At 59.2% G+C, this 23264-nt stretch carries 20 protein-coding genes and 1 pseudogene; 8 read left to right on the top strand and 13 right to left on the bottom strand.

Annotated features, from left to right (window positions below; all coding sequences use genetic code 11):
- Positions 1-134: 134 nt before the first annotated feature.
- The 9 genes and pseudogenes from ES815_RS20220 to sad form a co-directional block, all read right to left on the bottom strand.
- Positions 135-1586 (bottom strand): tagaturonate reductase, encoded by a 1452-nt coding sequence (locus tag ES815_RS20220; protein WP_142489410.1) that lies wholly within the window; start codon positions 1584-1586, stop codon positions 135-137.
- A gap of 118 nt (positions 1587-1704) precedes the next feature.
- Positions 1705-2232, bottom strand: a complete 528-nt coding sequence (locus ES815_RS20215; protein WP_142489409.1) for a GNAT family N-acetyltransferase — start codon at positions 2230-2232, stop codon at positions 1705-1707.
- Between the two features lie 81 nt (positions 2233-2313).
- Complete coding sequence (locus ES815_RS20210) at positions 2314-3279, bottom strand: sensor domain-containing diguanylate cyclase (RefSeq protein ID WP_142489408.1); 966 nt, start codon at positions 3277-3279, stop codon at positions 2314-2316.
- A 52-nt stretch (positions 3280-3331) separates the two neighbouring features.
- Positions 3332-4325, bottom strand: a pseudogene (locus ES815_RS20205) (diguanylate cyclase).
- A 181-nt stretch (positions 4326-4506) separates the two neighbouring features.
- Positions 4507-5958: a GGDEF domain-containing protein gene (locus ES815_RS20200; RefSeq protein WP_142489407.1), complete on the bottom strand. Its 1452-nt coding sequence runs from the start codon at positions 5956-5958 to the stop codon at positions 4507-4509.
- 162 nt (positions 5959-6120) lie between these two features.
- Positions 6121-7047, bottom strand: coding sequence for a glutaminase B (glsB, locus tag ES815_RS20195; protein ID WP_142489406.1), 927 nt, complete (start codon positions 7045-7047; stop codon positions 6121-6123).
- Between the two features lie 63 nt (positions 7048-7110).
- Complete coding sequence (locus ES815_RS20190) at positions 7111-8688, bottom strand: methyl-accepting chemotaxis protein (protein WP_142490095.1); 1578 nt, start codon at positions 8686-8688, stop codon at positions 7111-7113.
- Positions 8689-8808: 120 nt separating this feature from the next.
- Complete coding sequence (gene fic / locus ES815_RS20185; RefSeq protein WP_142489405.1) at positions 8809-9885, bottom strand: protein adenylyltransferase Fic; 1077 nt, start codon at positions 9883-9885, stop codon at positions 8809-8811.
- Between the two features lie 214 nt (positions 9886-10099).
- Positions 10100-11482: a succinate-semialdehyde dehydrogenase gene (gene sad, locus ES815_RS20180; protein WP_142489404.1), complete on the bottom strand. Its 1383-nt coding sequence runs from the start codon at positions 11480-11482 to the stop codon at positions 10100-10102.
- 99 nt (positions 11483-11581) lie between these two features.
- On the opposite strand from sad, the gene ptrR reads away from it, so the two are divergent.
- Complete coding sequence (gene ptrR / locus ES815_RS20175) at positions 11582-12460, top strand: putrescine utilization regulator PtrR (RefSeq protein WP_142489403.1); 879 nt, start codon at positions 11582-11584, stop codon at positions 12458-12460.
- Here ptrR and ES815_RS20170 read toward each other — a convergent pair.
- On the bottom strand, positions 12414-12896 hold the full coding sequence (locus ES815_RS20170) for a GNAT family N-acetyltransferase (protein ID WP_142489402.1): 483 nt from the start codon (positions 12894-12896) through the stop codon (positions 12414-12416). The two genes, ptrR and ES815_RS20170, sit on opposite strands and share 47 nt — an antisense overlap.
- A 151-nt stretch (positions 12897-13047) precedes the next feature.
- Between ES815_RS20170 and ES815_RS20165 the strand changes: the two genes are divergently transcribed.
- Positions 13048-13992: an L-lactate dehydrogenase gene (locus tag ES815_RS20165; RefSeq protein WP_142489401.1), complete on the top strand. Its 945-nt coding sequence runs from the start codon at positions 13048-13050 to the stop codon at positions 13990-13992.
- Between the two features lie 4 nt (positions 13993-13996).
- On the opposite strand, the gene ES815_RS20160 is transcribed toward ES815_RS20165, so the two are convergent.
- From ES815_RS20160 to dtnK, 3 genes are read right to left on the bottom strand one after another with little or no spacing between them, the layout of a single operon-like run.
- A complete protein-coding gene (locus tag ES815_RS20160; protein WP_142489400.1) occupies positions 13997-14758 on the bottom strand; it encodes a DeoR/GlpR family DNA-binding transcription regulator in 762 nt (253 codons plus the stop codon).
- Between the two features lies 1 nt (position 14759).
- The gene (locus ES815_RS20155; RefSeq protein ID WP_142489399.1) at positions 14760-15746 is read right to left on the bottom strand and encodes a D-threonate 4-phosphate dehydrogenase; all 987 of its coding nucleotides are present in this window, start codon (positions 15744-15746) and stop codon (positions 14760-14762) included.
- Positions 15739-16953, bottom strand: a complete 1215-nt coding sequence (gene dtnK, locus ES815_RS20150; protein ID WP_142489398.1) for a D-threonate kinase — start codon at positions 16951-16953, stop codon at positions 15739-15741. The genes ES815_RS20155 and dtnK overlap by 8 nt, the downstream gene beginning before the upstream one ends.
- Before the next feature lie 174 nt (positions 16954-17127).
- On the opposite strand from dtnK, the gene ES815_RS20145 reads away from it, so the two are divergent.
- From ES815_RS20145 to ES815_RS20120, 6 genes are all read left to right on the top strand, one after another.
- On the top strand, positions 17128-18273 hold the full coding sequence (locus tag ES815_RS20145) for an iron-containing alcohol dehydrogenase (RefSeq protein ID WP_142489397.1): 1146 nt from the start codon (positions 17128-17130) through the stop codon (positions 18271-18273).
- 17 nt (positions 18274-18290) lie between these two features.
- The gene (locus ES815_RS20140) at positions 18291-19175 is read left to right on the top strand and encodes a dihydrodipicolinate synthase family protein (protein ID WP_142489396.1); all 885 of its coding nucleotides are present in this window, start codon (positions 18291-18293) and stop codon (positions 19173-19175) included.
- 77 nt (positions 19176-19252) lie between these two features.
- On the top strand, positions 19253-20665 hold the full coding sequence (locus ES815_RS20135) for a sodium:solute symporter family protein (protein ID WP_142489395.1): 1413 nt from the start codon (positions 19253-19255) through the stop codon (positions 20663-20665).
- 1 nt (position 20666) lies between these two features.
- On the top strand, positions 20667-21836 hold the full coding sequence (locus ES815_RS20130; RefSeq protein WP_142489394.1) for a sialidase family protein: 1170 nt from the start codon (positions 20667-20669) through the stop codon (positions 21834-21836).
- The gene (locus ES815_RS20125) at positions 21833-22303 is read left to right on the top strand and encodes a YhcH/YjgK/YiaL family protein (protein ID WP_142489393.1); all 471 of its coding nucleotides are present in this window, start codon (positions 21833-21835) and stop codon (positions 22301-22303) included. Before ES815_RS20130 ends, ES815_RS20125 begins: the two co-directional genes overlap by 4 nt.
- A 1-nt stretch (position 22304) precedes the next feature.
- Positions 22305-22982 carry an SDR family NAD(P)-dependent oxidoreductase gene (locus ES815_RS20120; RefSeq protein ID WP_142489392.1) on the top strand — a complete coding sequence of 226 codons (678 nt, stop codon included), beginning with the start codon at positions 22305-22307 and terminating at the stop codon, positions 22980-22982.
- The last annotated feature ends 282 nt before the right edge of the window (positions 22983-23264 follow it).

Below are 23264 nucleotides of genomic sequence, written 5' to 3'. Positions count from 1 at the left end.
AAAGGCAGACCGCACGGTGTTGAGGAGGCGGTAACAGGAATAACTTAAAGTATGTTGTAACTAAAATGGATGATGGGTCAATAACGGTGCGGTGTTTTTCCCCTCACCCTGAGGATGAGGGGAAGTTCAGCGGATTAGCAGAGCGGTTTTACCGCTTCACGCATCCCTTTCTGCAGAATCGCATCCAGATCCTGCGTAACCTGTTCCACCAGGCCAGTAACCTGAGTCAGATCCTGCTCCCAGTGCTCGCTGACGCTCAGTACCGCGCTCACCAGCTCGCGGGTTGTGATCTGTCGATCGTGATGCTGGGTCCACAGCTGCTGGAAGCGGGTGATCCAGTGGGCATCGTCCTGCACCGGGTAGCTTTCACCGTTACGTTCCGCACGGTAGAAGGCAATCAGCGCCGCCAGGGCAAACGTCAGACGCGCCGGGAGTTTGCCGCTGGCCTGCTGCCCTGCCAGAAGCTGCGGCAGAATACGCGTGCGGTACTTGGTCATGCCGTTGAGCGCAATCGACAGCAGCTGATGTTTGATATACGGGTTGCGGAAACGGCCCGTGACTGCACTGGCGAAGGAGGCCAGCTCATCACGCGGCAGATCGAGCACCGGAATAATCTCTTCATGGATGGCTTTTTCGACAAAGGCGCATATCCCGGTATCGTTCATCGCCTCACCCACGGTATCCAGCCCGGCCTGGAAGGCCACCGGCACCAGGGCGGTATGCGCCCCGTTGAGGATCGCCACTTTACGCTCTTTGTACGGTTTGATGTCATCAACAATCAGCACGTTCAGTGCCAGTTTGTCGAGACGCAGCTCTTGCGCCAGCGATTTTGGCCCCTGGATCACAAACAGGTAGAAGTGTTCGGCGGTATCGAGGAAGGCATCATGATAGCCGAGAGAGGCTTCAAGCTGGGCCACTTCATCACGCGGATAACCGGTGACGATACGATCAACCAGGGTTGAGCAGAAGCTGTTAGCGTCGTTCAGCCACTGGGTAAAGGCCGCAGGCAGCGCCCACTCCCGGGCATAGCGCAGCACCAGCTCGCGCAGGGCGTCACCGTTATAGTCAATCAGTTCGCAGGGGACGATCACCCAACCTTTATCGACAGCACCGTTAAAATGGCTGAAACGCTCGAACAGCAGACGCGTCAGTTTCGCCGGATAGCTGACCGCAGGCGCATCCTCGAACTTATCCCCGGCGTGATAGCTGATGCCCGCTTCCGTGGTGTTGGAGAAGACAAAGCGCATCTCCGGGTTGTGGGCCAGCTTCAGGAATTCATCGTACTGGTCGTAAACGCTGATTTCGCGGTTCACCGAGCGGATCAGACGCGCGTCGCTCACCGCTTCGCCCTGCTCGTTCAGGCCACGGATGATGGTGGTGTAGAGGCCGTCCTGAGTGCTCAGTGAAGGCGGGAAATCGCTTTTGATTGGGCGGACAATCGCAATACCGGCGTTCAGGTCGGTATGTTCATTGAGCAGGTCAATCTGCCAGTCAATAAACGCGCGCAGGAAGTTGCCCTCACCAAACTGGATGATACGTTCAGGATAGAGAGCACCGGGGAAATCACGACGGTTCAGTGTGTTCACAATGGGGTCCTTGTAATGATTAGTCATACAGCCTGATAAGATTGGTACGATAACTTATCAAAACTTAACGACCACGAACCCCTGTTTTGATCAAATACGGTGTGAATTGTGACAGGATTTATAAGAATTTGTAGAACACCGAGGTGGCCGTCATCTCACCGTCCGGCATCAAGGCATAGCGCGGGATCTCCCCCACTTTCTGCCAGCCCGCCCGCTGATAGAAGGTCTCCGCCCCGCTGCCGGTTGACGTGTCCAGCACCAGCACTGTTTTACCTTTATCACGGGCCACGTTTTCCAGGGCCTGCATCAATCGTCCGGCATCGCCGTTGCGGCGTGCGTTCTGGTGAACCAGCAGTTTGGCAACGTCCGCCCGGTGCGGCTGGTTGTCGGGCTGATCGGTAATAAGCTGCACGGTGCCGGTGAGTTCGCCCTCTGTGTTAGTCGACACCAGCATGGTACGTTCACCCCGCGCGACGCTGTCGGCTACGCCGCGCCAGAACGCGCCAGCCTGCTCATGGCTGTAAGGCAACATAAAGCTTACCGACGCGCCGCCGGTCACACAGCTGTGCAGGATCTCCGCTAACCGGGGAAGGTGCGCGAGAATATCGTCACGGGAAAAGATCTGAATAGCGGGTGATGTCATCATTATTCTCCTTTTTATCAACGGCATCACCATGCGCTTTACATTTTCGTAACACAAGAGCGACTGTCAGAGGATTTTCTTATCTCAGCAGCCGGTACCGCGCTGCTGTTTCATGGAGTACATCATCTCATCGGCGGTCTTCAGCCAGCCCTCCAGATCGTCGCGATCGTGGTTGAACTCGCTCACTCCCCAGGAGAATGAAAGCGACCACGGATATTCGGCGTGCTCATTCCACACCGCAGCCTGTTCGGTGAGAAACTGCATGGCGACCCATGCGCCCTTTTCGTCGCTGTTGGCAAAGAGGATCGCGAACTCATCTCCGCCGTAACGCGCCAGCACGTCGGCTTCGCGGAAGGTGGAACTCAGCAGACTTGCCATAGCCTTCAGGGCGTTATCGCCGTCGGCGCGGCCAAAGCGAGCGTTGATCTGTTTAAAACGGTCGAGATCCAGCCAGGCGAGGGTCAGCGGCTCTGCCCGCCGGCGCGCGGCGCGAATGGCGTAGGTGGCGAGGTGATGAAATCCCCGGCGGTTATACAGCCCGGTCAGGTCGTCGATGATGCTGGCGCAGATCGCGGCGAACTCCACCTCAACCAGTGCAGCCAGATCGGCCAGCGCCTCGACGTCAGAAGCTGAGAACTGCCGCGGCTGATGATCGATAATGCACAGCGACCCCACCGTGGCACCATTGGGCAGGTGCAGCGGATAACCGGCATAAAAGCGGACAGGATCGTCGTCGGTAGCCAGTGGATTATCGGCAAAACGCGCATCGTCCAGGGTGTCGGGTACCACCAGCGGCGTGTCACTGAGCACGGTATGGCCACAAAAGGAGAGATTTCGCGGCAGATTCGTCGCGTCCGCGCCATCTGCAGATTTGACCACCACCACATGCTCGTCAACCAGATTAATCATCGCCACCGGCACGGCAAACAGGCGTTTTGCCAGCCGGGTCAGCCGGTCATAGGACGGGTGATTTTCGATCTCCAGCAGCCCGGATTCGCGCAAGGCGCTGAGACGCTCCACTTCATTGTTGGGTCGTGAGGGTGATTTCATACGGGGCTCCGGACGTCAGGCTTTTTAAAAGCTTAGTGCATCCTGACCCCGGTTAGTGAGCAAAGATGCGGTTTTTCCCTTCACGTTTCGCCTGGTACAGGGCGGTATCGGCTGCCTGTAACCAGTCTGTAACATTTCCCATCTCCCGGGTGGCAATGGCAATGCCAATACTCATCGTGCAATGGACCGCCTCTTCCGCCACGTCATCGATCACGGCGGCGGCATCCATAATCCGGGTCGCGACAAGATGCGCCTCGTCAAGCGTAGTATCCGGAAGCAGAATCACAAACTCGTCCCCGCCCAGCCGCGCGGGGGTATCGCTCTGGCGGGTAGCGATATGCAATATTTGTGACACTGTCACCAGGAGCATATCCCCTACCTTATGTCCGAAGCGATCGTTAACCTCTTTGAAGTTATCGATATCGATGAACATCAGCGCCGACTCGCGACAGGTCTGCCGCAGCTTATGTAACTCATGATCGATACGCTTCTCGAGCAGACGCCGGTTGGCAATGTCGAGCAGCGGATCCATCATCGCAATGCGTTCCAGCTCGCGGGATTTAAAGCGCAGCCGCATGGCGATACTGTTGGTGAGCACGCTCAGCGCCACGGTATAGATACCGATCAGCGGCAGCGTCGCGTACATCGTACGTTGCGACACCCAGGGGATCAGCGCCATCCCCTGCGTCAGCCAGCTGGCCATAAAAACCGCCAGCATCACCGCACCGGCTTTTTTCATCAGCGGGAAACCGCCCGCTGCCAGCCGGTCGGCCATTAAGATAGTGGCAATGGTGATAGAGGGTAGCGGATTCGCCGCCATCATGGCGATCCAGAAACCGCCCGCTCCGGCATCCAGCACCAGGTTCTGGTGTTCCGTACTGAGCGGCGTTGCGGATCGTCGCGCACGCCAGAAGGCCAGCGTCGGCCAGATAAAGGCGTTGATCCCCAGCAGACCCATAAGCCAGGGTGAACGTTGCTGCTCCACCAGGGCTGAAAGAATGGGGAAAAAAGCAGAGAAATGTTCCAAGCACTCGCATCAGAAACATGCGTTTGATAAACCGACTGCCAGGCACGCGAGGGGGTTTACTGAGTCTGTCAGTTCCGTTCATCACACGAATTTTCCGATATAATCACCCTATTATATTATTGACGGATAAAATACGTATCAAGGCATTTATCAGTTTTGTGAATATATGGTAGGTGCCCTCTCGCCGCGCAGGCAAACGATTACAGCTGTTCCGATGGCGCAGGGTTTTGAGCGGCAGTGGTTAGCTCTGTCATTCGCGCGCTGGTACGATTTCGCCCTGCTTTTTTCGAGCGATACAGATAATCATCCGCTTCGCTCATCAGGCGATTAAAAACGTCCGTTAGCTGCCGCGACTCCGATTTTCCGCTACCCAGACCGATACTGACGGTCAGAAACAGCGCCTGCCCGCGCCAGTTGAACGGATGTTGTTCAATGGTGGAGCGAATACGCTCCGCCAGGGCATAGCCCTGCTGCGCCGACGCGGTGTTCACCACCACGGCAAACTCTTCGCCGCCCATTCGCGCCACCCGTCCCTCGCTCCCTACCGTCTCCTGCACTTTGCGCGCAAAGGCCGCCAACACGGTATCCCCGCACTCATGACCGAAGTTGTCATTAATGCTTTTGAAATAGTCGATATCCAGCAGCATCACGGTCAGCAGCGGGCTTTTACGCATCCCCTCGTCGCTCTTCAGCGCCTCGTACAGCCCTGAACGGGAGTAAACCTGGGTTAAAAAATCATAATCGGCACGCAGGGAGACCTGGCGGATCAGGGAGTTGATCGCCGCCATGCTGACCGACACCATGATCGGGCAGATTGCCATGGTGGCTATCCCCAGGCGCGCCGAGAACATCATCGGGGTGGTGAGCGGTGTGGTCGCCACGATGGTAATGACGGAGTTGGCGACCAGTGTGATCTCCACCGCCCCGGTGACAAAGGTCAGCAGGCAGGTTGCCGGCAGTGAATAGCGCACCGCACACCAGATCAGCGCCGGCATCGGAAACGCCAGCGCACCGGCCCCGCCGATCGCCACCGAGGCCACGACAGAAATAACCAGTAACACCACCGGCATTAAATGCGTGGCGCGCAGGGCCCGGTTGAACGCGGGCCAGGTGATGGTCAGCAGACAGGGAACGATTAACACCCCGGTTGAAAACTGCTCACTAAACCAGTCGGCGACCAGCGGCCAGAAGGTGCGATTGTCCAACCCGACTGACGACAGCGCCCCGACCAGGGCGCACAGCAGCGCGGCCAGCAGGCAATAGTTAAACAGCCGCAGGGCATTGACCGGATCCGGGGTACTGTTTTTCAGCCGCCTGTCGCGCTGAACCAGCAGCGCAACGGTGACAATAAACATCATATTCGAGAGGTTAATGCCCAGCGAGGTGATACCCCAGTTGGTGGTGATAAGGTCGTACAGCAGCATGGCAATGTACGATATCGCATAGTAGTGCAGCCGGTTGAGGTAAGCATAACGGGCAAACACCCCCGCCATCACGCCATTCAGCGGCCAGAACATCGACAGTGACTCCACCAGACGTAGCTGCGCGCCAATAAAATAGAACAGCGTGGTCAGAGCAAATATTCCCGCCGCATTACGCATGGCGCTTTGCGGCTGAAAAAGCGCGAGAGTTCTGGTGGAGGCAGAAGACATGCAATATCAATCCATAGGGTTGCTTTTAACAATGATTTATCACCCGCGCGGGTGAATGTTAAAAGTTTGGGATTAATGTATATCACATTAGGGGTAATACGATCACCACTCCGTTAACGGGGTTTAACGATGTGGCAATAAATACACCGACACAGGATCCCGTTAATAGACCGAACGACCCAGCTTCTGGCTCAGGCGCTCCAGCACCGCGACCCCCGCCAGCGAGTTCCCCGTCTCGTCCAGTTCCGGGCTCCAGACCGCGATCGCCATTTCATGCGGCACAATCGCCACCACGCCACCGCCGACCCCTGATTTGGCAGGCAGCCCCACCCGCCAGGCGAACTCCCCGGCGTTCTGATACATCCCGCTGGTCGCCATCAGGGCATTCACCTGCCGCGCCTGCATTGAGGTGACCACGGGCTCAGACAGATGCGGCGCTTGACCCTGCGCGGCCAGAAACAGAAAGGTGTCAGCCAGTTCAACACAGTTCATCTTCAGGGCGCAGTAGTGGAAGTAGTTTTGCAGGACCGTCGGCACATCGTTATGGAAATTGCCGAACGATTTCATCAGCCAGGCAATGGCCGCATTGCGCGCCGAGTGTTCTAATTCAGACCGGGCGACCGCCGCATCGTAGGTAATATCGCTGACCCCGGAGAGCTGGCGCACAATCTCCAGCATCCGCTGACGGGGCGCGCTAAGACGACTTTGCAGCATATCGCACACCACCAGCGCCCCGGCGTTGATAAACGGATTGCGCGGTTTGCCCTGCTCGATCTCCAGTTGCAGGAGAGAGTTAAACGGCTGACCGGAGGGATCTTTCCCCACCCGCTGCCAGATCTCCTCCTCGTCATACTGGCGCATGGCCGCCACCAGACTGAGCACTTTCGAGATCGACTGAATGGAAAAACGCTCGGTGGCATCCCCGGCCTGGAAGCGCTGGCCGTCGACGGTACGGATGGCAATCCCGAGCTTGTTGCCGTTGACCGAGGCCAGCGCCGGGATGTAATCGGCCACCTTGCCCTGACCCAGTAAGGGACGTACTTGCGCCAGAATGGCTTCCAGCATCTGATTATTGATGTTCGCAGCCATCGGTTGCTCCTTGCTCACAGGCCAAAAACGGCCTGCGAGTATAACAGAGGCTTATGGATGACGTCAGGCCGGAAGTCGGAACCGCGATACCGCCTGTAACAGCAGGCCGGATTCATCATGTAGCCGTTGCGAGGCTTCGGACGCGGTGTTCACCAGGATATCGGTCTGGTGCGCCACCTGATTCAGCGCCTGTAGCTGGCCGGTCATCCGGTGAATGCTCTCCCCCTGGCTGAGGGTGGCGACCGAGATCTCATTCAGCAAACTACAGAGGTTGCCGACCAGGCCGATGACCTGCTGCAGGTTATCTTCAAGCCGGGTGACCGCTTTCGAGCCATCTTCGATGCCCTGCAACGAGTGGTTAATCAGCTGCTGGATGGTCTGCGTCGAGTGGCTGCTTTTGCGCGCCAGCAGCCCTACTTCCCGCGCCACCACGGCAAAACCGCGCCCCTGATTCCCGGCATGCGCCGCCTCGATGGCCGCGTTCAGCGCCAGAATATTGGTCTGAAACGCCACGTTATCGATGATTGCCACAATGCCGCGCATCTCGGCAGATCGCTCCACGATCGCCGCCATCGAGGCATTCACCGTCTCCATCATCCGATCCCCGCCTGCCGCCATCGCCCGCGCCTCGTCCGCCCGCGAGCTTGCAAGCCTGGCGTAGCCGCTGTTGCCCTCGACGTGAGTCTCCAGGTCGGCAATGTGTGCAGTGACCTCTTTCAGCTCCTGCGCCTGACGCGCCGACTGGTGATACAGCTTTTGATTTCCCTGCACCAGCGATCCGATATTGGTCACCATCGAGGTGGTCGCCTCGCTGACCTGGGTCACCAGCTGCTGCAGGCCCTGCTGGAGGGTGTCGACGCTGTCGCCAAGCTGCGCGATCTCACGGTTGAAACGCTTAACGCCTGGTGGCTGCGCGGACAGATCTCCCGCCGCCAGCATGTTGATATGGGCGATAAGGCGACGCAGCGGCACGATCACCCAGCGCGACATCGCAAACCACACCGCCACGGCGATGGCCAGCAGGACCACCGGAGCCAGTAAGAACAGGAATTGCAGGCTGGAGAGACTGGCGGTCAGCAGTTGACGCCCCTCAGCGGCGCGCTGGGCGCTTGCCTGCTGATAGCGGGCGTAGTTGTCATTAAAGTCCGCCTGAAAAGCCTGGGCGGGTACGGCGAAGAAGGCATCGATCGACTGGCTGTTGACCAGCCCGTCGGCCTGTTCCCGGATGGCATCGAAGAACAGCTGATAGCTGGTGAGCAGGGCCTCATCCCGCGGCGGCTGCATTGCCTGCCACGCCTGCCACGCCTGCTGAGAATCCCGTAACGCCTGCTGCGCCTCATCCATCAGGCTGTGCCAGCTCCCGTCCGACCCGGTCTCTTTATCCTGCATAAAGTAAACCCCCGCGCGGTTAAGCAGATCGCTCGCCGCCAGCAGCGAGATCCGCGCCTGATCGACCTTCGCCTGTTGCAGGTACGCCATCTGGTTACGCTGTTCATTGCGCTGGGCATCACGCAGCGAGACGGAGAGTAAAACCGAAGAAGAGATTTGCAGTGCGGAAAAGAGCCCGATAATGCAGAAGATCCCCGCCAGCAAACCAAACTGCCGGGGAGTAAAGCGGCGGAAAATTTTGCTTAAGTTCATAATTGTATTCATTAACAATGCCTTAGACGTGGGCGAGTCTACGCAGTGAAAATGACAGAACTATTTCAGGGAGATGACAAGGGACTGTAGGTTAAAAACTCGCTAACCCCTTTTAAAATACTAATGATTTAATTCGAGTAATAATCGGGTATTGATATACAACTTCTCACGCCCAACGTTCATTTCCTCCAGCACACCAATCTCAACTAATTGCTTGAGGTAGGATGAAGCCGTCTGCCGTTTTGCAACGCCAGCCTCTACAAGGTTTTCAATCCGACAATAGGGCTGTGCAAAGAGGGCCCTCACCAGTTCGTGTGTATAAATCTTGGGTAATTCCTTACGTACATAGTCAGTAGTCTCCGCCATCAACGCTCGGACCACTGCGATCTTCTTCGTTGTCCATCTCGCCGTATTCTCTATCGCTTCGAGCATAAAAAGGATCCATGCCTGCCAGTCCCCATTCGCAGTCACACTACGCAATAAGGTGTAGTAATCGTTACGTCTTTCGAGGATGAAGCGAGACAAATACAGAATGGGTAATGACAACAATCCTGCCTGAATTAAATAGAGGATATTCAGGATCCGTCCCGTTCGTCCATTACCGTCGGGGAAAGGATGAATGCATTCAAACTGATAGTGTGAAATAGCCATTTTGATCAACGGGTCGACATCATCCTCGGCATGGAGGAAGCGCTCCCAGTTAGCCAGGAGATCGCGGATAGTTGTTTCGCCAACTGGCGGCGTATAAACCACCTCCTCGTACTGGTCGCGCAAGACGGTACCCGGCGTCTTACGAATATCGGTTTGTACGGCTCGTAGTGCAGTACAAATTTTTATCGCGGTATTGGTGCACAAGTGATAGCTGTTGAGATGGAGATATCCATCGTATAACGCAGTGCGGTAGCGTAGCGCTTCCTTTGTAGCGGGATCGGCATTTTCGGCACGATCAACGTATTGAAAAAGCCGATCGCTGGTGGTCACAATGTTCTCTATACGGGAAGAGTCTTTTGCTTCCAGCATCGGTAGGATATTAATCAATAAACTTTGATCGGGTATTAACTCACCCGCAGTTTTTAACTCAGCAATCGCTGCGCGCGCACTGATACAGGCTTTGAGTACACTACGGGTTTCAATGCTATCCAGATCCGGAGGTAACACCGGAAGTTCATTATAAGGTACGACGGGATCCCAGCTCATATGTTTAAAAAAACCGTTTTTATCGACATATGACCATTTTATGTCGATGGTATAAACATGTCACATCAATATGTTTAAAAAAACGCATTTTATCGACACATGTCGCAAATATGCCGAATTGCCCGGCGGCGCTGCGCTTGCACGGGCCTACGGGCTAAGGGGTTCATGTAGGCCGGGTAAGCGCAGCGCCACCCGGCAAAACACCGGCGCTAGATCACACCCGGTCTTTCCACACCGTCTGCGCATTGCAGAACTCATGCAGGCCAAAGTGCGACAGCTCCCGGCCAAAGCCGCTCTTCTTCACGCCGCCGAACGCCACGCGGGCATCGCTGGCGCTGTAGCCGTTGATAAACACCCCGCCGCACTCGAGCTGGCGGGCAAAGCGATCCGCCATTGCAGCATCGGCGGTAAACACCGTTGCAGAGAGGCCGAAATCGCTGTCGTTGGCAAGCTGAAGGGCGTGATCGGCATCGGTTGCCACGATGATGGCCGCCACCGGGCCAAACAGCTCCTGCCGAAACGCGGTCATATTCGGGGTGACGTTACCCAGTACGGTCGGTGCATAGTAGTTCCCTGCCCCCGCCACCTTCTCACCGCCCAGCAGCAGCGTTGCCCCTTCGGCCAGCGTGGCCTGCACCTGCTGATCCAGCTCGTCGCGCAGATCGAAACGCGCCATCGGGCCGAGATAGTTCTCTTCTGCGTCAGGCGCGCCCATTTTCAGCGCCGCGGTCGCCTCCACAAAGCGACGGCTGAACGCATCCGCAATCCCCGCCTCAACGATAAAGCGCTTGGCCGCCGCGCAGACCTGTCCGGTGTTCTGATAGCGTCCAGTCACCGCCGCTTTCACCGCCAGATCGAGATCGGCATCATTCAGGACGATAAAGGGATCGGAGCCGCCCAGTTCAAGCACGCATTTTTTCAGCGCCGCCCCGGCCTGAGCCCCAATCGCCGCCCCGGCGCGCAGGCTACCGGTGACGGTCACCGCTGCAATGCGCGGATCGGCAATCATCTGGCTTACCCCGTCGTTGGTAGCATTCACCTGACTAAAAACCCCCTGGGGGAAACCGGCATCGTTAAAAATCTGTTCGATCAGGTTCGCGGCACCCAGCACGTTCGGGGCGTGTTTCAGCAGATAGCTGTCGCCCGCCAGGATAATCGGCACCGCGCCGCGCAGCACCTGCCACAGCGGGAAGTTCCACGGCATCACCGCCAACACCGGCCCCAGCGGACGGTATTCGATCACCGCGTCCGCTACCTGCGTCGCCTCGGTATTCAGCATGGCCGGGCCGTGATCGGCATACCAGTCGCAGAGACCGGCGGATTTCGCCACCTCCCCACGCGCCTGGGCGATGGGCTTGCCCATCTCGCGAGTGATCATCCGGGCCATCTCTTCGCCACGGTTGCGCAGCGCGGTGCCCAGGTCACGTAATTTTTGCGCACGCGCCGCCACCGGTACGCTGCGCCACTGGCGAAAGGCGGCATCGGTCTGTGCGAGGGCATGTCCAACCTCGGTGGCGGTCGCCCAGGGCCACGTACTCAAGGTTTCGCCATTTGCCGGGTTGATGGACAGGGCATGGGTAGCAGAAGGTGTAGTCATGATCGGCTCCGTGTAATAACAGTTGCTACAGTGTGGCCCGATCTGCTATTTCTTAAAAATGAATAATAGTAACCACCTTATTCACGTTACGAGAATGATATGGATCTGACCCAGCTGGAAATGTTTAACGCCGTCGCCCAGACCGGCAGCATCACCCAGGCCGCGCAGAAGGTGCATCGCGTCCCCTCTAACCTCACCACCCGCATCAAACAGCTGGAGGCCGACCTCGGCGTGGAGCTGTTTATCCGCGAGAACCAGCGGCTGCGCCTCTCCCCGGCGGGTCACAATTTTTTGCGCTACAGCCGGCAGATCCTCGCCCTGGTAGATGAAGCCCGGATGGTGGTGGCGGGCGATGAACCCCAGGGGCTGTTTACCCTCGGGTCGCTGGAGAGCACGGCGGCGGTGCGCATCCCGGCCTCGCTGGCGCAGTTTAACCAGCGCTATCCGCGCATTCAGTTTGCGCTGGCGACCGGCCCTTCGGGGACGATGATCGATGGTGTGCTGGAGGGGACGTTAAGCGCAGCCTTTGTCGACGGGCCCTTAACCCACCCGGAGCTGGAGGGGATGCCGGTCTACCGGGAGGAGATGATGCTGGTGGTACCGGCCGGTCAGCCGAAGGTCGAGCGGGCTCTGGCTATTAGCGGACACGATATCTACGCCTTTCGCGCCAACTGTTCCTATCGCCGCCATTTTGAGAGCTGGTTTCATGCGGATCGTGCCACGCCAGGGCGCATTCATGAGATGGAGTCCTATCACGGCATGCTGGCCTGCGTGATCGCCGGCGCCGGGATTGCGCTGATGCCGCGCTCGATGCTGGAAAGTATGCCCGGTCATCAGCAGGTGGAAGCCTGGCCGCTGGCAGAGAACTGGCGCTGGCTCACCACCTGGCTGGTGTGGCGCCGGGGGGCGATGACCCGCCAGCTCGAGGCGTTTATAGCACTGCTAAACGAAGATCAGCCACCAGCGCCTTCTCCATAAACAGGCTCAGGGGATCGGGCGCGTACGGAGGGAATGCCTCGCACAGCTGATAGCCACAGCGCTCATACAAACGAATAGCCAGCAGTTGCCTGATGCCGGTCTCGAGGCGCAGGGTATGACAGCTGCGGCTCAACGCTTCATCTTCCAGCGCCGCCAGCAGTTTTTCACCCAGCCGCTGCCCGCGATGGGTCGGGTCGATCCAGACCCGCTTCATCTCTCCGCTGCCGTCGCCGTTCAGCACGATGGCCCCACAGCCGACGGCGTTGAGCTGGCGATCGCGGATCACCATCATGATCAGGCTGTGTTCCGGCAACCCGGTCAGATCCAGCAGATGATTGCTTTCCGCCGGATAGAGCGTGCTCTGGTAGCTGTCGAGATCGGCAATCAGGTTAGTGATATCCGGATGGGCGGGCGATTCTGAGGTAATGGAATACATGGCAGGCTCCTTTTGTCGTTTTTCTCCACCATAACGCCGCCTGACGAGCGAGCAGGCATATTTTTAACTTATAGCTGCCGCCAGCCATTGCGCCCCCTGCGCCTGCGGCGTAAGTTTGGGCACAGTCACGGTTAAAATCTCAGGAAAAACAATGAACACCAAAGCCCGCAAAGTGATGATTATCGGCGCCGGAAACGTCGGTACCTCCGCCGCCTACGCCCTGCTGAACCAGAATATCTGTGAAGAGCTGCTGCTGGTGGATATCAACCAGCCGCGCAGTGAAGGCCACGCCTGGGATCTGTCGGATGCCGCCGCCTTTATGCCCGGGATGATGACCATCTCCACCCGTGAGGCGAGCGACTGTGCCGATGTGGATATCGCGGTGATCACCGTCTCCGGCGGCGCCCTCAAACCGGGGCAGACGCGGCTGGATGAGCTGACCGCCACCGCCAGCATTGTGAAAAACATTGTCCCGCAAATGATGGCGGGCGGGTTTAACGGCATTTTTCTGATCGCGACCAACCCGTGCGACATCATCACCTGGCAGGTGTGGCAGCTCTCCGGCCTGCCGCGTCAGCAGGTCATTGGTACCGGCGTCTGGCTGGATACTACCCGCCTGCGACGGACCCTGGCGCAGGCGCTGGATATCGGCGCGCAGAGCATCGACGCCTTTATTCTGGGTGAGCACGGGGATACGCAGTTCCCGGTCTGGTCGCATTCGGCGGTCTACGGCTCGCCGATTGCTGACGTTTATCAGCGTCACACCGGCAAAACCCTGGATTTTGATGAACTGGCCGAGCGCGTGCGCAAACAGGGCTTTGAGATCTATGCCCGTAAGGGCTGCACGGAGTACGGCATCGCCGCCACTATCGCTGAAATCTGTCGCAATATCTTCACCGGCAGCCACCGGGCGCTGGCGATCTCCTGCATTCTGGAGGGTGAGTATGGGGTGGACGGCGTGGCGATCGGCGTGCCGGCGGTGCTGGCCCAGAGCGGCGTCCAGCAGATCATTGAGCTGAAGCTGGCAGAGGATGAACTGCAAAAATTCCGCCATTCGGCGGAGGTGATCAAAGCCAATATCGCCCGCCTGCCCTGAGCCCTTAAGGCGCTAAGGTCAGGGTGGCATCCAGCTGGCTTAGGGTCTGTTGCACCCCTTCGTCCAGCCGTTTGTCGGTGACAATATCGGTCAGGGTGTTGAGGTGAGCCACGTTAAACAGCGACCAGGCGCCATATTTCGAGCTGTCGGCCAGCAGCACCCGGCGGCGGGCGTTGGCGATCAGATCCCGCTTCAGGGCCGCTTTCTCTTCCGTCGGCGAGGTGATGCCGCGCTGCAGATCCCAGCCGTTACAGCTGACAAAGGCGATATCCGGCCAGACGTTTTGCAGCAGGCGGCGACCGTGCTCGCCAATGCAGGACTGGCTCGAGTCGTCGATGCGCCCGCCAATGATCGTCACCTCAATCTGCTTAAACTCGGACAGAAACAGGGCGATATGCAGATCGCTGGTGATGACGCGCAGCGGCAGATGGGTCAGCTGGCGCGCGAGTTCAATCATGGTGGTGCCCGCATCGAGCACCACCGCGTCGCCGGCCTTAACAAAGCTGGCTGCCGCGCAGGCGATGGCGTGTTTCTCCGCCAGGCTGCGCTGCATCTTTTCGCTGGTGGTGGGCTGTGAAGGGATGAACCGGTTCAGGGTCACGCCGCCGTGGGTGCGGCTGATAACCCCCTCCTGATCGAGCTTAATCAGATCCCGGCGAATGGTCGCGGGCGAGGCGTCCGTGGCCGCCACCAGCTGATCTACCGTCACCAGATTGTGCCCTTTCAGGTAGTCCATTATCTGTTCTAACCGGCTATAGCCCTTCATATTATTCCCGTGTGATTTGCATCGCTAACTGGATAGAGACCGTCATGCTCTCAGACTTCGCTTTACCTGTCCACGCAATGTCGAACGCGGTGCCATGGTCGGCAGACGTGCGAATAAACGGCAGCCCGGCGGTGATGTTCACCCCGTCGTAAAAGCCGAGTAATTTTAACGGAATATGCCCCTGATCGTGATACATCGCCACTACCATGTCGTACATTCCTTCGTGACACTGCATAAACACCGTATCCGGCGGGCATGGCCCTGACACATTCAGACCCTGGGCCTTCATCGCTTCCACCGCCGGACCGACAATCTTGATCTCTTCGTCGCCAAACAGACCGTTCTCCCCGGCGTGCGGGTTGACCCCGGCCACGGCGATACGCGGATTCTTATACCCCACGCGCTTGAGGAAGGTATCCGCAATGCCAATCACGGTTTTTACCCGATCCTGGTTAAGGGTATCAAGGAATTTGCGCAACGCGATATGGGTAGTGATGTGGATCACCTTCAGCTGGTCGGTATAGAGCACCATCGCGTAATCTTTGCTGTCGGTGAGGTGCGCCAGCAGTTCGGTATGGCCCGGATAGTGATGGCCCGCCAGGTGCAGCGCCTCTTTGTTGAGCGGCGCTGTGGCAATGGCTTTCACCTCGCCTGCCATCGCCAGCTCGGTGGCGCGACGCACGCAGCGGTAGGCCAGATCGCCTGCCTGGGCCTGCACCACGCCGGGCTGCAACGCCTCGGGATCCGCCAGCGGCTCGTCCAGCACGTTGATGATGGCCGGGCCGAACTGCGCCTCGCTGACGCGGGTAATCACGCGTAACTCCGCCGGGGCGGTGATGCCCTTCTCCAGCACCCGTTGCAGGGTACGGGCGCAGCCGACCACCACCAACGGCGCGCCGGACAGCTCGCCTCCGGTCAGGGATTTGATAATGATCTCCGGGCCAATGCCCGCCGGGTCGCCCATGGTTACAGCAATGATATTAGTCACTCATCTTCTCCTCGATAAAATGCAAAACCTCAAGCAGCGTGGTTTCAGTACCAAAACCACCCGCTTTGGTCATGACTGGCCCCTGCCAGCGACAACCCAAAAACCGACCAAACGGCACGCACTGCGCCACTTGTCCGCGTATGGCAAATCCTTGCGCGTTGAGCGCGCTGGCGACCGCCATTGCCACGTCGCCCCCGGAGACGTACAGCGCCGCCGGGCTATGGCTCTCCAGCACCCTGCGCGTGAGCTCGCCAAGAAACGCGCTGATGGTCTCCCCGAGCGCGGCACGGCTTAACCCGCGCTGCTGACACAGGGTGTCGATCTGATGCCGGGCCTGTGTATCGGCGCAGGTATGCACCACGCAGTGCTGGCCTGCCGCCAGCGCAGCAGCGATTTGCTGCTGATAGCCCGCCAGCGCATCGCTGAACACATCATTGATATCTATAAGTACCCTGCTGACGTTATGCTGAGTGCCCACCCGCTGGATCTGCTGCTGAGCAATCTCACTCATCGAACCGATAACCGCCAGCAGCTGACGCGGCGTCGCCAGACGGCGCGCCAGGGCATCGCACAGCCCGGCGGAGCCCACCAGCAGCGGGCGTTCATCGCAGGTAAAGGCCGCACTGATAATCTGATCCAGCTCGTCGTCGCTCTGCGCATCGACAATCACCAGCTGCGCATCACTATGTAGTGCTGCCGTCAGCTGCTGCGGGGTGACGACCACGCTGTTAAGCCGGGTTTGCTCCGCCAGCACCGCCGCAATGTGGGCATGACGCACCGGGGTTTTCGGGTCGCTGGCAAATTCGGTCTCTGTGACCGGCACGCCGTTAACCAGGCATACGCCGTTTCGCGTGGTGCGCCCCGCCGCCGGGAAGGCCGGGGCGATAATGGCCTGACGCTGACCGCTGAGACGCAGCAGCGCCTCCACCTCTGCCCCCGGGTTGCCGCGCAGGGTGGAGTCGATTTTCTTCACCAGCCATTTCGCGGCGTTAATCTCGGCAGCGTAGTGCGTCAGCTTTTCAGCGGCCTCTGATGCCCGAAGCGCACGACTCTCGCTATTAATAACCAGCGCATCGGTGTCGCCGGTAAAGGGAGTCTGAAACGCCACGCTGACTTTTTTACCGCTTAATGCCAGGCTAACCCCCGCGTCGTTCGCACCGGTAAAGTCATCGGCGATCGCCACCACTTCTCTGTTCAGGTTGTTCATTCCATCCCCAAAGGTTCGCATTTCCTGATAATGATTATATTCAATCACGTTTGATTATGTGTGAGCAAGATCAAGGTATTCAATTTGCGAATAAATTATAAATTTAGACACACGATGAGTGTGATTGCCGGGTTTGAGCGAAATCAATCACAGACACAGCAACAGGAGAGCAATGTGTTAACCATTAACAGTACAATTATCAGCGGTGCGGGTGCGATCCCGGCCCTCGCGCCACTGCTGGCAGGCAAGACGCGCCTTTTACTGGTCACCGACGGCAATATCGCTCGTCTGGACGCCGCTCGCGCCATCCGCGCCTTGCTGGAAGCCGACAACCGTAGCGTCAGCGTGATCGAAAGCGTGCCGCCGGAGCCCACCAACCATGACGTTCGCGCCCTGCTGGCGGAGATCAACAACACCGACTTTGATCTGGTGGTAGGCGTGGGCGGCGGCAGCGTACTGGATGTGGCGAAACTGCTCTCCGTGCTGTGCCATCCTGCTTCACCGGGGCTGGATGCCCTGCTGGCGGGTGAAAAACCGACCCTGCGACTCGCCTCATTACTGATCCCGGCCAGCGCCGGCACCGGCTCTGAAGCCACGCCGAACGCGATCCTCGCCATTCCTGAGCAGAGTACCAAAATCGGCATTATCTCTCCGGTGCTGCTACCGGATTACGTGGCGCTGTTACCCGAACTCACCACCAGCATGCCGCCGCACATTGCCTCCTCCACCGGGATCGATGCCCTGTGTCACCTTATCGAATGCTTTACCGCCACCGTGGCGAATCCGGTGAGCGACAACGCGGCGCTGATTGGCCTGCGCAAGCTGCTGAACAATATCGAAACCGCCTGCGCCGAGCCGCATAACCTGGCTGCGAAGCTGGAGATGCTGTGGGCCTCGTACTACGGCGGCGTAGCCATTGCCCATGCCGGAACCCATCTGGTGCATGCCCTTTCCTATCCGCTGGGCGGCAAGTATCACCTGCCGCACGGGGTCGCGAACGCCATTCTTTTAGCGCCCTGCATGCGCGTGGTGCGCCCGGATGCCGTCGAAAAATTTGCGCAGGTGTGGGATCTGGTGCCGGGTGCGGATACCTCCCTGTCGGCAGAAGAGAAATCCCACGCGCTGGTGGCGTGGTTTGCCGCCCTGGTGCGCCGCCTGAACTTACCGGACAACCTCGAAACGCTGGGCGTACCGCGGGATGACATCGCCTCCCTGAGCGATGCCGCCCTGAACGTAAAACGCCTGATGAACAACGCCCCGCGTCAGGTCAGCCATGCCGAGGTGCAGGGCATTTATCAGACCCTGTTCCCCGAAATTTAACATCGAAGGAGTGAGAAATGCGTAACAAGATTGAAGGCGTGCTGACGGCAATCGTCACCCCTTTTACGGAGGATGGCGCGCTGCATCTGCCGGGACTGAAACGCCAGATCCAGCGCCAGCTGGCGGCGGGAAACGGTATTTTCTGCGGCGGTACCAACGGTGAGTTCTTTGTGCTGACCGAAGAGGAAAAGGTGGCCGTCACCCGCACCTGCGTGGAAGAGGTCGCAGGCCGTGCGCCGGTGGTGGCGCACATCGGGGAGATCTCCACCCGCGCCACTATTCGTCTCGGCAAGCAGGTCGAAGCCCTGGGCGTAGATGCGGTCTCGGTGATCACCCCATGGTTTGTGCCCCTGACCCAGGCGGAGCTGATCGCCCATTACACCGCCATCGCCGATGCCCTCACGGTGCCGGTATTTCTCTACAACATCCCGGCGCGCACCGGCAACACTATTGAACCGCACACCGCGCGGGTGCTGGCTTCGCACCCGAACATCATCGGCATTAAGGACAGCGCGGGCAGCTATGAGAGCCTGAGCGGTTTCCTGAAGGCTGCCCAGGGCATCGAGGATTTCGCCGTGCTGAACGGCCCGGACTCGCTGATCCACCAGGGCTTTGTCGAGGGCTGTTCCGCCTGTATTTCCGGGCTGGCGAACGTCGCCCCGTCGGCGATCAACGCCATCTGGGCGCGTTACCAGGCGGGCGATATTGACGGCTCGCGTCAGGCGCAGGAGAGCGTCACCGAGCTGCGAACGAATTTATATAAAATTGCCTTCTCTCCGGCCGCCGTGAAAAAGGCGCTGCAGGTGATGGGCGAAGAGGTGGGTGAAAGCCGCTACGCGGTGGCTTTTGATGCGCAACAGACTGAACAGATCCGCCAGATAGTGACGAAGTCACTGCAGTAACCGACGTTTGATTTCGTCCATAAGAATACCGGGTGCCGCGGGCGCCCAGGTTTCCTACGCCCTGAAGAGAGGCAAAGATGAACAATTTTACCGCTGAAGATACCCTGATCATCGTAGGCATTGTGATTGTCTACATCCTGTTTACCACCTGGCTGACCTTCCGGTTGCGCAGTAAAAACTCCGGCGATTTTATGGAGGGCTCCCGGGCGATGCCGGCGTTTATCGTCGGGATCCTGCTGATGTCCGAATACATCGGCGCCAAATCCACCATTGGCACCGCCCAGGCGGCGTTCGAGGATGGTTTTGCCGCCTCCTGGTCGGTGATTGGCGCGGCGATTGGCTTCCCGCTGTTTGGCCTGTTGCTGGTGAAGCGCATCTATAGCACCGGCAAAATCACCATCTCCGGGGCGATTGCCGAGAAGTACGGCACCAGCACCAAAAACATTATCTCGATCATCATGATTTACGCCCTGCTGCTGGTGAACGTCGGCAACTATGTCTCCGGCGCGGCGGCCATCTCCACCGTGCTGAAGGTCAACCTGCCGGTCGCGGCCTTTATCACTGCGGTAGTCAGTACCTTCTACTTCGCCTTTGGCGGCATGAAGGGCGTGGCCTGGGTCACGCTGCTGCACAGCGCTCTCAAGTATTTCGGTATCCTGGTGATCATGGGCTTCGCGCTCTCCAAAACCGGCGGCTTTACGCCAATGATTGAGCAGATGCCGTCGTACTACTGGACCTGGGATGGCAACATTGGCGCCAGCACCATCTTCGCCTGGCTGATCGGCACCATCGGCTCCATCTTCTGTACCCAGTTTGTGATCCAGGCCATCTCCTCCACCAAAGATGTGAAGTCGGCCAAACGCTCCACCTGGGTGGCGTTCTTCTTCTGCCTGCCGATTGCCCTGGCGATTGCGGTGATTGGCGTGGCGGCGAAGTATCTGCACCCGGAGATCGACAGCCTGTACGCCATGCCGATCTTCCTGCAGGACATGAACCCGTGGCTGGCCGGTCTGGTGACAACGTCACTTGTAGCGTCAATCTTCGTGAGCGTGAGTACCGTGGCGCTGGCTATCGCCTCGCTGGTAGTGAAAGATTTCTACGTGCCGTACCGCAACCCCACCCCGGAGCAGGAGTTTAAAGCCACCCGCTGGATGTCGCTGCTGATTGGCTTCCTGCCGCTGATTTTCGTCCTGCTGGTGCCGGAAGTGCTGAAGCTGTCCTTCTTCACCCGCGCCATTCGTCTGTCGATTACGGTGGTGGCGGTCATTGCCTTCTATGCCCCGTTCTTTAAGAGCACCCGGGGTGCCAACGCCGGCCTGATTGGTGCCTGCGTGGTGACCTCCCTCTGGTATCTGCTGGGCGACCCGTTTGGCATTAACAATATGTATATCGCGCTGATCACCCCGGCGGTGATTATGGTCCTCGACCGTCTGATCCCGAATAAAGCGGATCGCAAAGCGCCTGCCCCTGTTCAACATAATGGAGTCTGATATGTCTGTAACCGTAACCCGTGACGGGATTGTTCGCCCGCAGCCGCAGGATGCCCGCGTGGAAACGGCGATGCTGCCCTCTTCCTGCCCGCAGAACCACGCCGCGAACCTGCTGCCGCTGCCGGATGGTACCCTGATGTGCGTCTGGTTTGGCGGCACGCAGGAAGGGATCGCTGATATTTCAGTGTGGGGGTCGCGCCTGGCCCCGGGCAGCAACCAGTGGAGCGAAGCGGTGAAGCTGTCGGACGACGCCAGCCGCTCGGAGCAGAACCCGGTGCTGTTCCTCGCCCCGGACAACGTGCTGTGGCTGCTGTGGACCGCGCAGCTCTCCGGCAACCAGGACACCGCCATCGTCCGTTACCGCAAATCTGCGGATTTGGGTAAAAGCTGGGGCGAGATTGCCACCCTGCTGGATAAGCCCGGCACCTTTATTCGCCAGCCCATTGTGGTGCTGGAGAACGGCACCTGGCTGCTGCCGGTCTTCTACTGCCGCACCCAGCCGGGCGAAAAATGGGTGGGTAACGACGACATCAGCGCGGTGAAAATCTCCGAAGACCAGGGTAAAAGCTGGCGCGACGTCGAGGTGCCGGAGAGCCTGGGCTGCGTGCACATGAACATCACCGCCCTGAATAACGGCCATCTGGTGGCGCTGTATCGCAGCCGCTGGGCGGACAATATCTATATCAGCCAGTCGCTGGACAACGGTGAAAGCTGGTCGGTGCCGGAACCTACAGCGCTGCCGAACAACAACTCGTCGATTCAGGTCACCACCCTTGCCAGCGGCGAGCTGGCGCTGGTGTTCAACCACATGAGCGCGGCGGGTGCGCTGGAGCGCCGCGCCTCGCTGTATGACGAGATCGACGACGGCGATGGCCGTAAAGAGCCGGAGGTGACCCACGGTCGCGCCGCCTTCTGGGGCGCCCCACGCGCGCCAATGACGGTGGCAATATCCAACGACGGCGGGAAAAGCTGGGCCTGGCAGCGCAATCTCGACGAGGGTGACGGCTACTGCATGACTAACAACTCGCTGGAGAAACTGAACCGCGAGTTCTCCTATCCCAGCATCAAACAGGGTGCCGACGGGTCGCTGCATATCGCCTACACCTACTTCCGCCAGGCGATCAAGTATGTGCGCGTGTCGCCGGAGTGGGTAAAGGAGCCGCAACAGTGATTATTGGTCATCTTAACGCCCTGCCGCTGGCGGGGCTCCCGCCGGTGCTGCGGGCGATCCTCGAGCGCCCGGACTGTTCCCTGACGGCGCTCATCGCCCGGGATGATGGACGCTGGCAGCCGCAAGGCTGTCCGTGGTTCTGCCATATCGGCCCGGCGCAGACTCAGCCGCAGGCCGAGCGTCATACCGAATATCACTATTTGTATGCCGATATTCAGGTGGTGCTTGCGGGTGAAGAGACGATCCACGCCGGGATGCAGTCTGTCGCGCAGGTCGGCGACGAAGAGCGCAAACCGGATCTGTGGATTGCTGCCGGGGCGGGACATCCGGTGAGCATTACCTTACGCAGCGGGGATTTTGCGGTGTTTCTCCCAGGCGAGCCGCATCAGGCGCTGTGCGCGGTGAACGCGACGATGACCGTGCGCAAGGCGGTGTTCAAGGTGCCACGCGCCCTGCTGGAGGTGTGATATGCGCCATGCGATTGTCACCGGTGCCAGCTCGGGCATCGGCGAAGCTATCGTCAAACGCCTGCTGGCGGAAGGCTGGCAGGTGACGGGCTTAAGCCGACGCGAAGTGGAGTGCGGACACCCGAACTTTACCAGCCTGAGCGTGGATTTAAGTGACAGCGTCACGTTCAGCGCCACGCTCAATACCCTGCCGGTGCCGCAGGCGATCGTCCATGCCGCAGGAATGATGGCGGCCGCCCCGCTCGGCGAACTGGATCCGGCGGTCAGCGCTCGTCTGTGGGGGCTGCATATCCACGCCGCCGAGATCCTGTTTAACCACTTTGCCCCGCGGATGAGCGCGGGTGGACGGCTGATCGCTATCGGCAGCCGCACCTCACGGGGAGCGGCCGGGCGCTCGCAGTATGTTGCGACCAAGGCGGCGCTGGTTGGGATGGTGCGCAGCTGGGCGGCGGAGCTGGCTCCGCGCGGGATCACCGCCAATGTGGTGGCCCCGGGTGCGACGCAGACCCCGATGTTGAGTGCGCCCGGACGGCAAACGTCACCGCCAAAAATGCCGCCGATGGGGAGGCTGATCGCCTCGGAAGAGGTGGCGGCGATGGTCAACTATCTGCTGAGCGCCGAGGCCGCGCCCATCACCGGGCAGGAGCTGGTGCTGTGCGGTGGGGCGTCGCTGGGGTGAGTTGTGCGGCCTGTTTGCCGGGTGGCGGCTACGCCTTACCCGTCCTACAAAAACCGCACCGCACCGTAGGCCGGGCAAGCGCCAGCGCCGCCCGGCGTTGCAGACCGCTGGGTGCCAAACCACGCCGGGTGGCGGCTACGCCTTACCCGTCCTACAAAAACCGCACCATACCGTAGGCCGGGCAAGCGCCAGCGCCGCCCGGCGATGCAGACCGCAGGATGTCAAACCACGCCGGGTGGCGGCTGCGCCTTACCCGGCTTACAAAAACCGCACCACATCGTA

This window comes from Leclercia adecarboxylata, assembly GCF_006874705.1.
Classification (GTDB): Bacteria; Pseudomonadota; Gammaproteobacteria; order Enterobacterales; family Enterobacteriaceae; genus Enterobacter; species Enterobacter adecarboxylatus_C.
The sequence above is the reverse complement of the archived record's forward strand: the minus strand, read 5'-3'. Positions and strand labels throughout refer to the sequence as shown.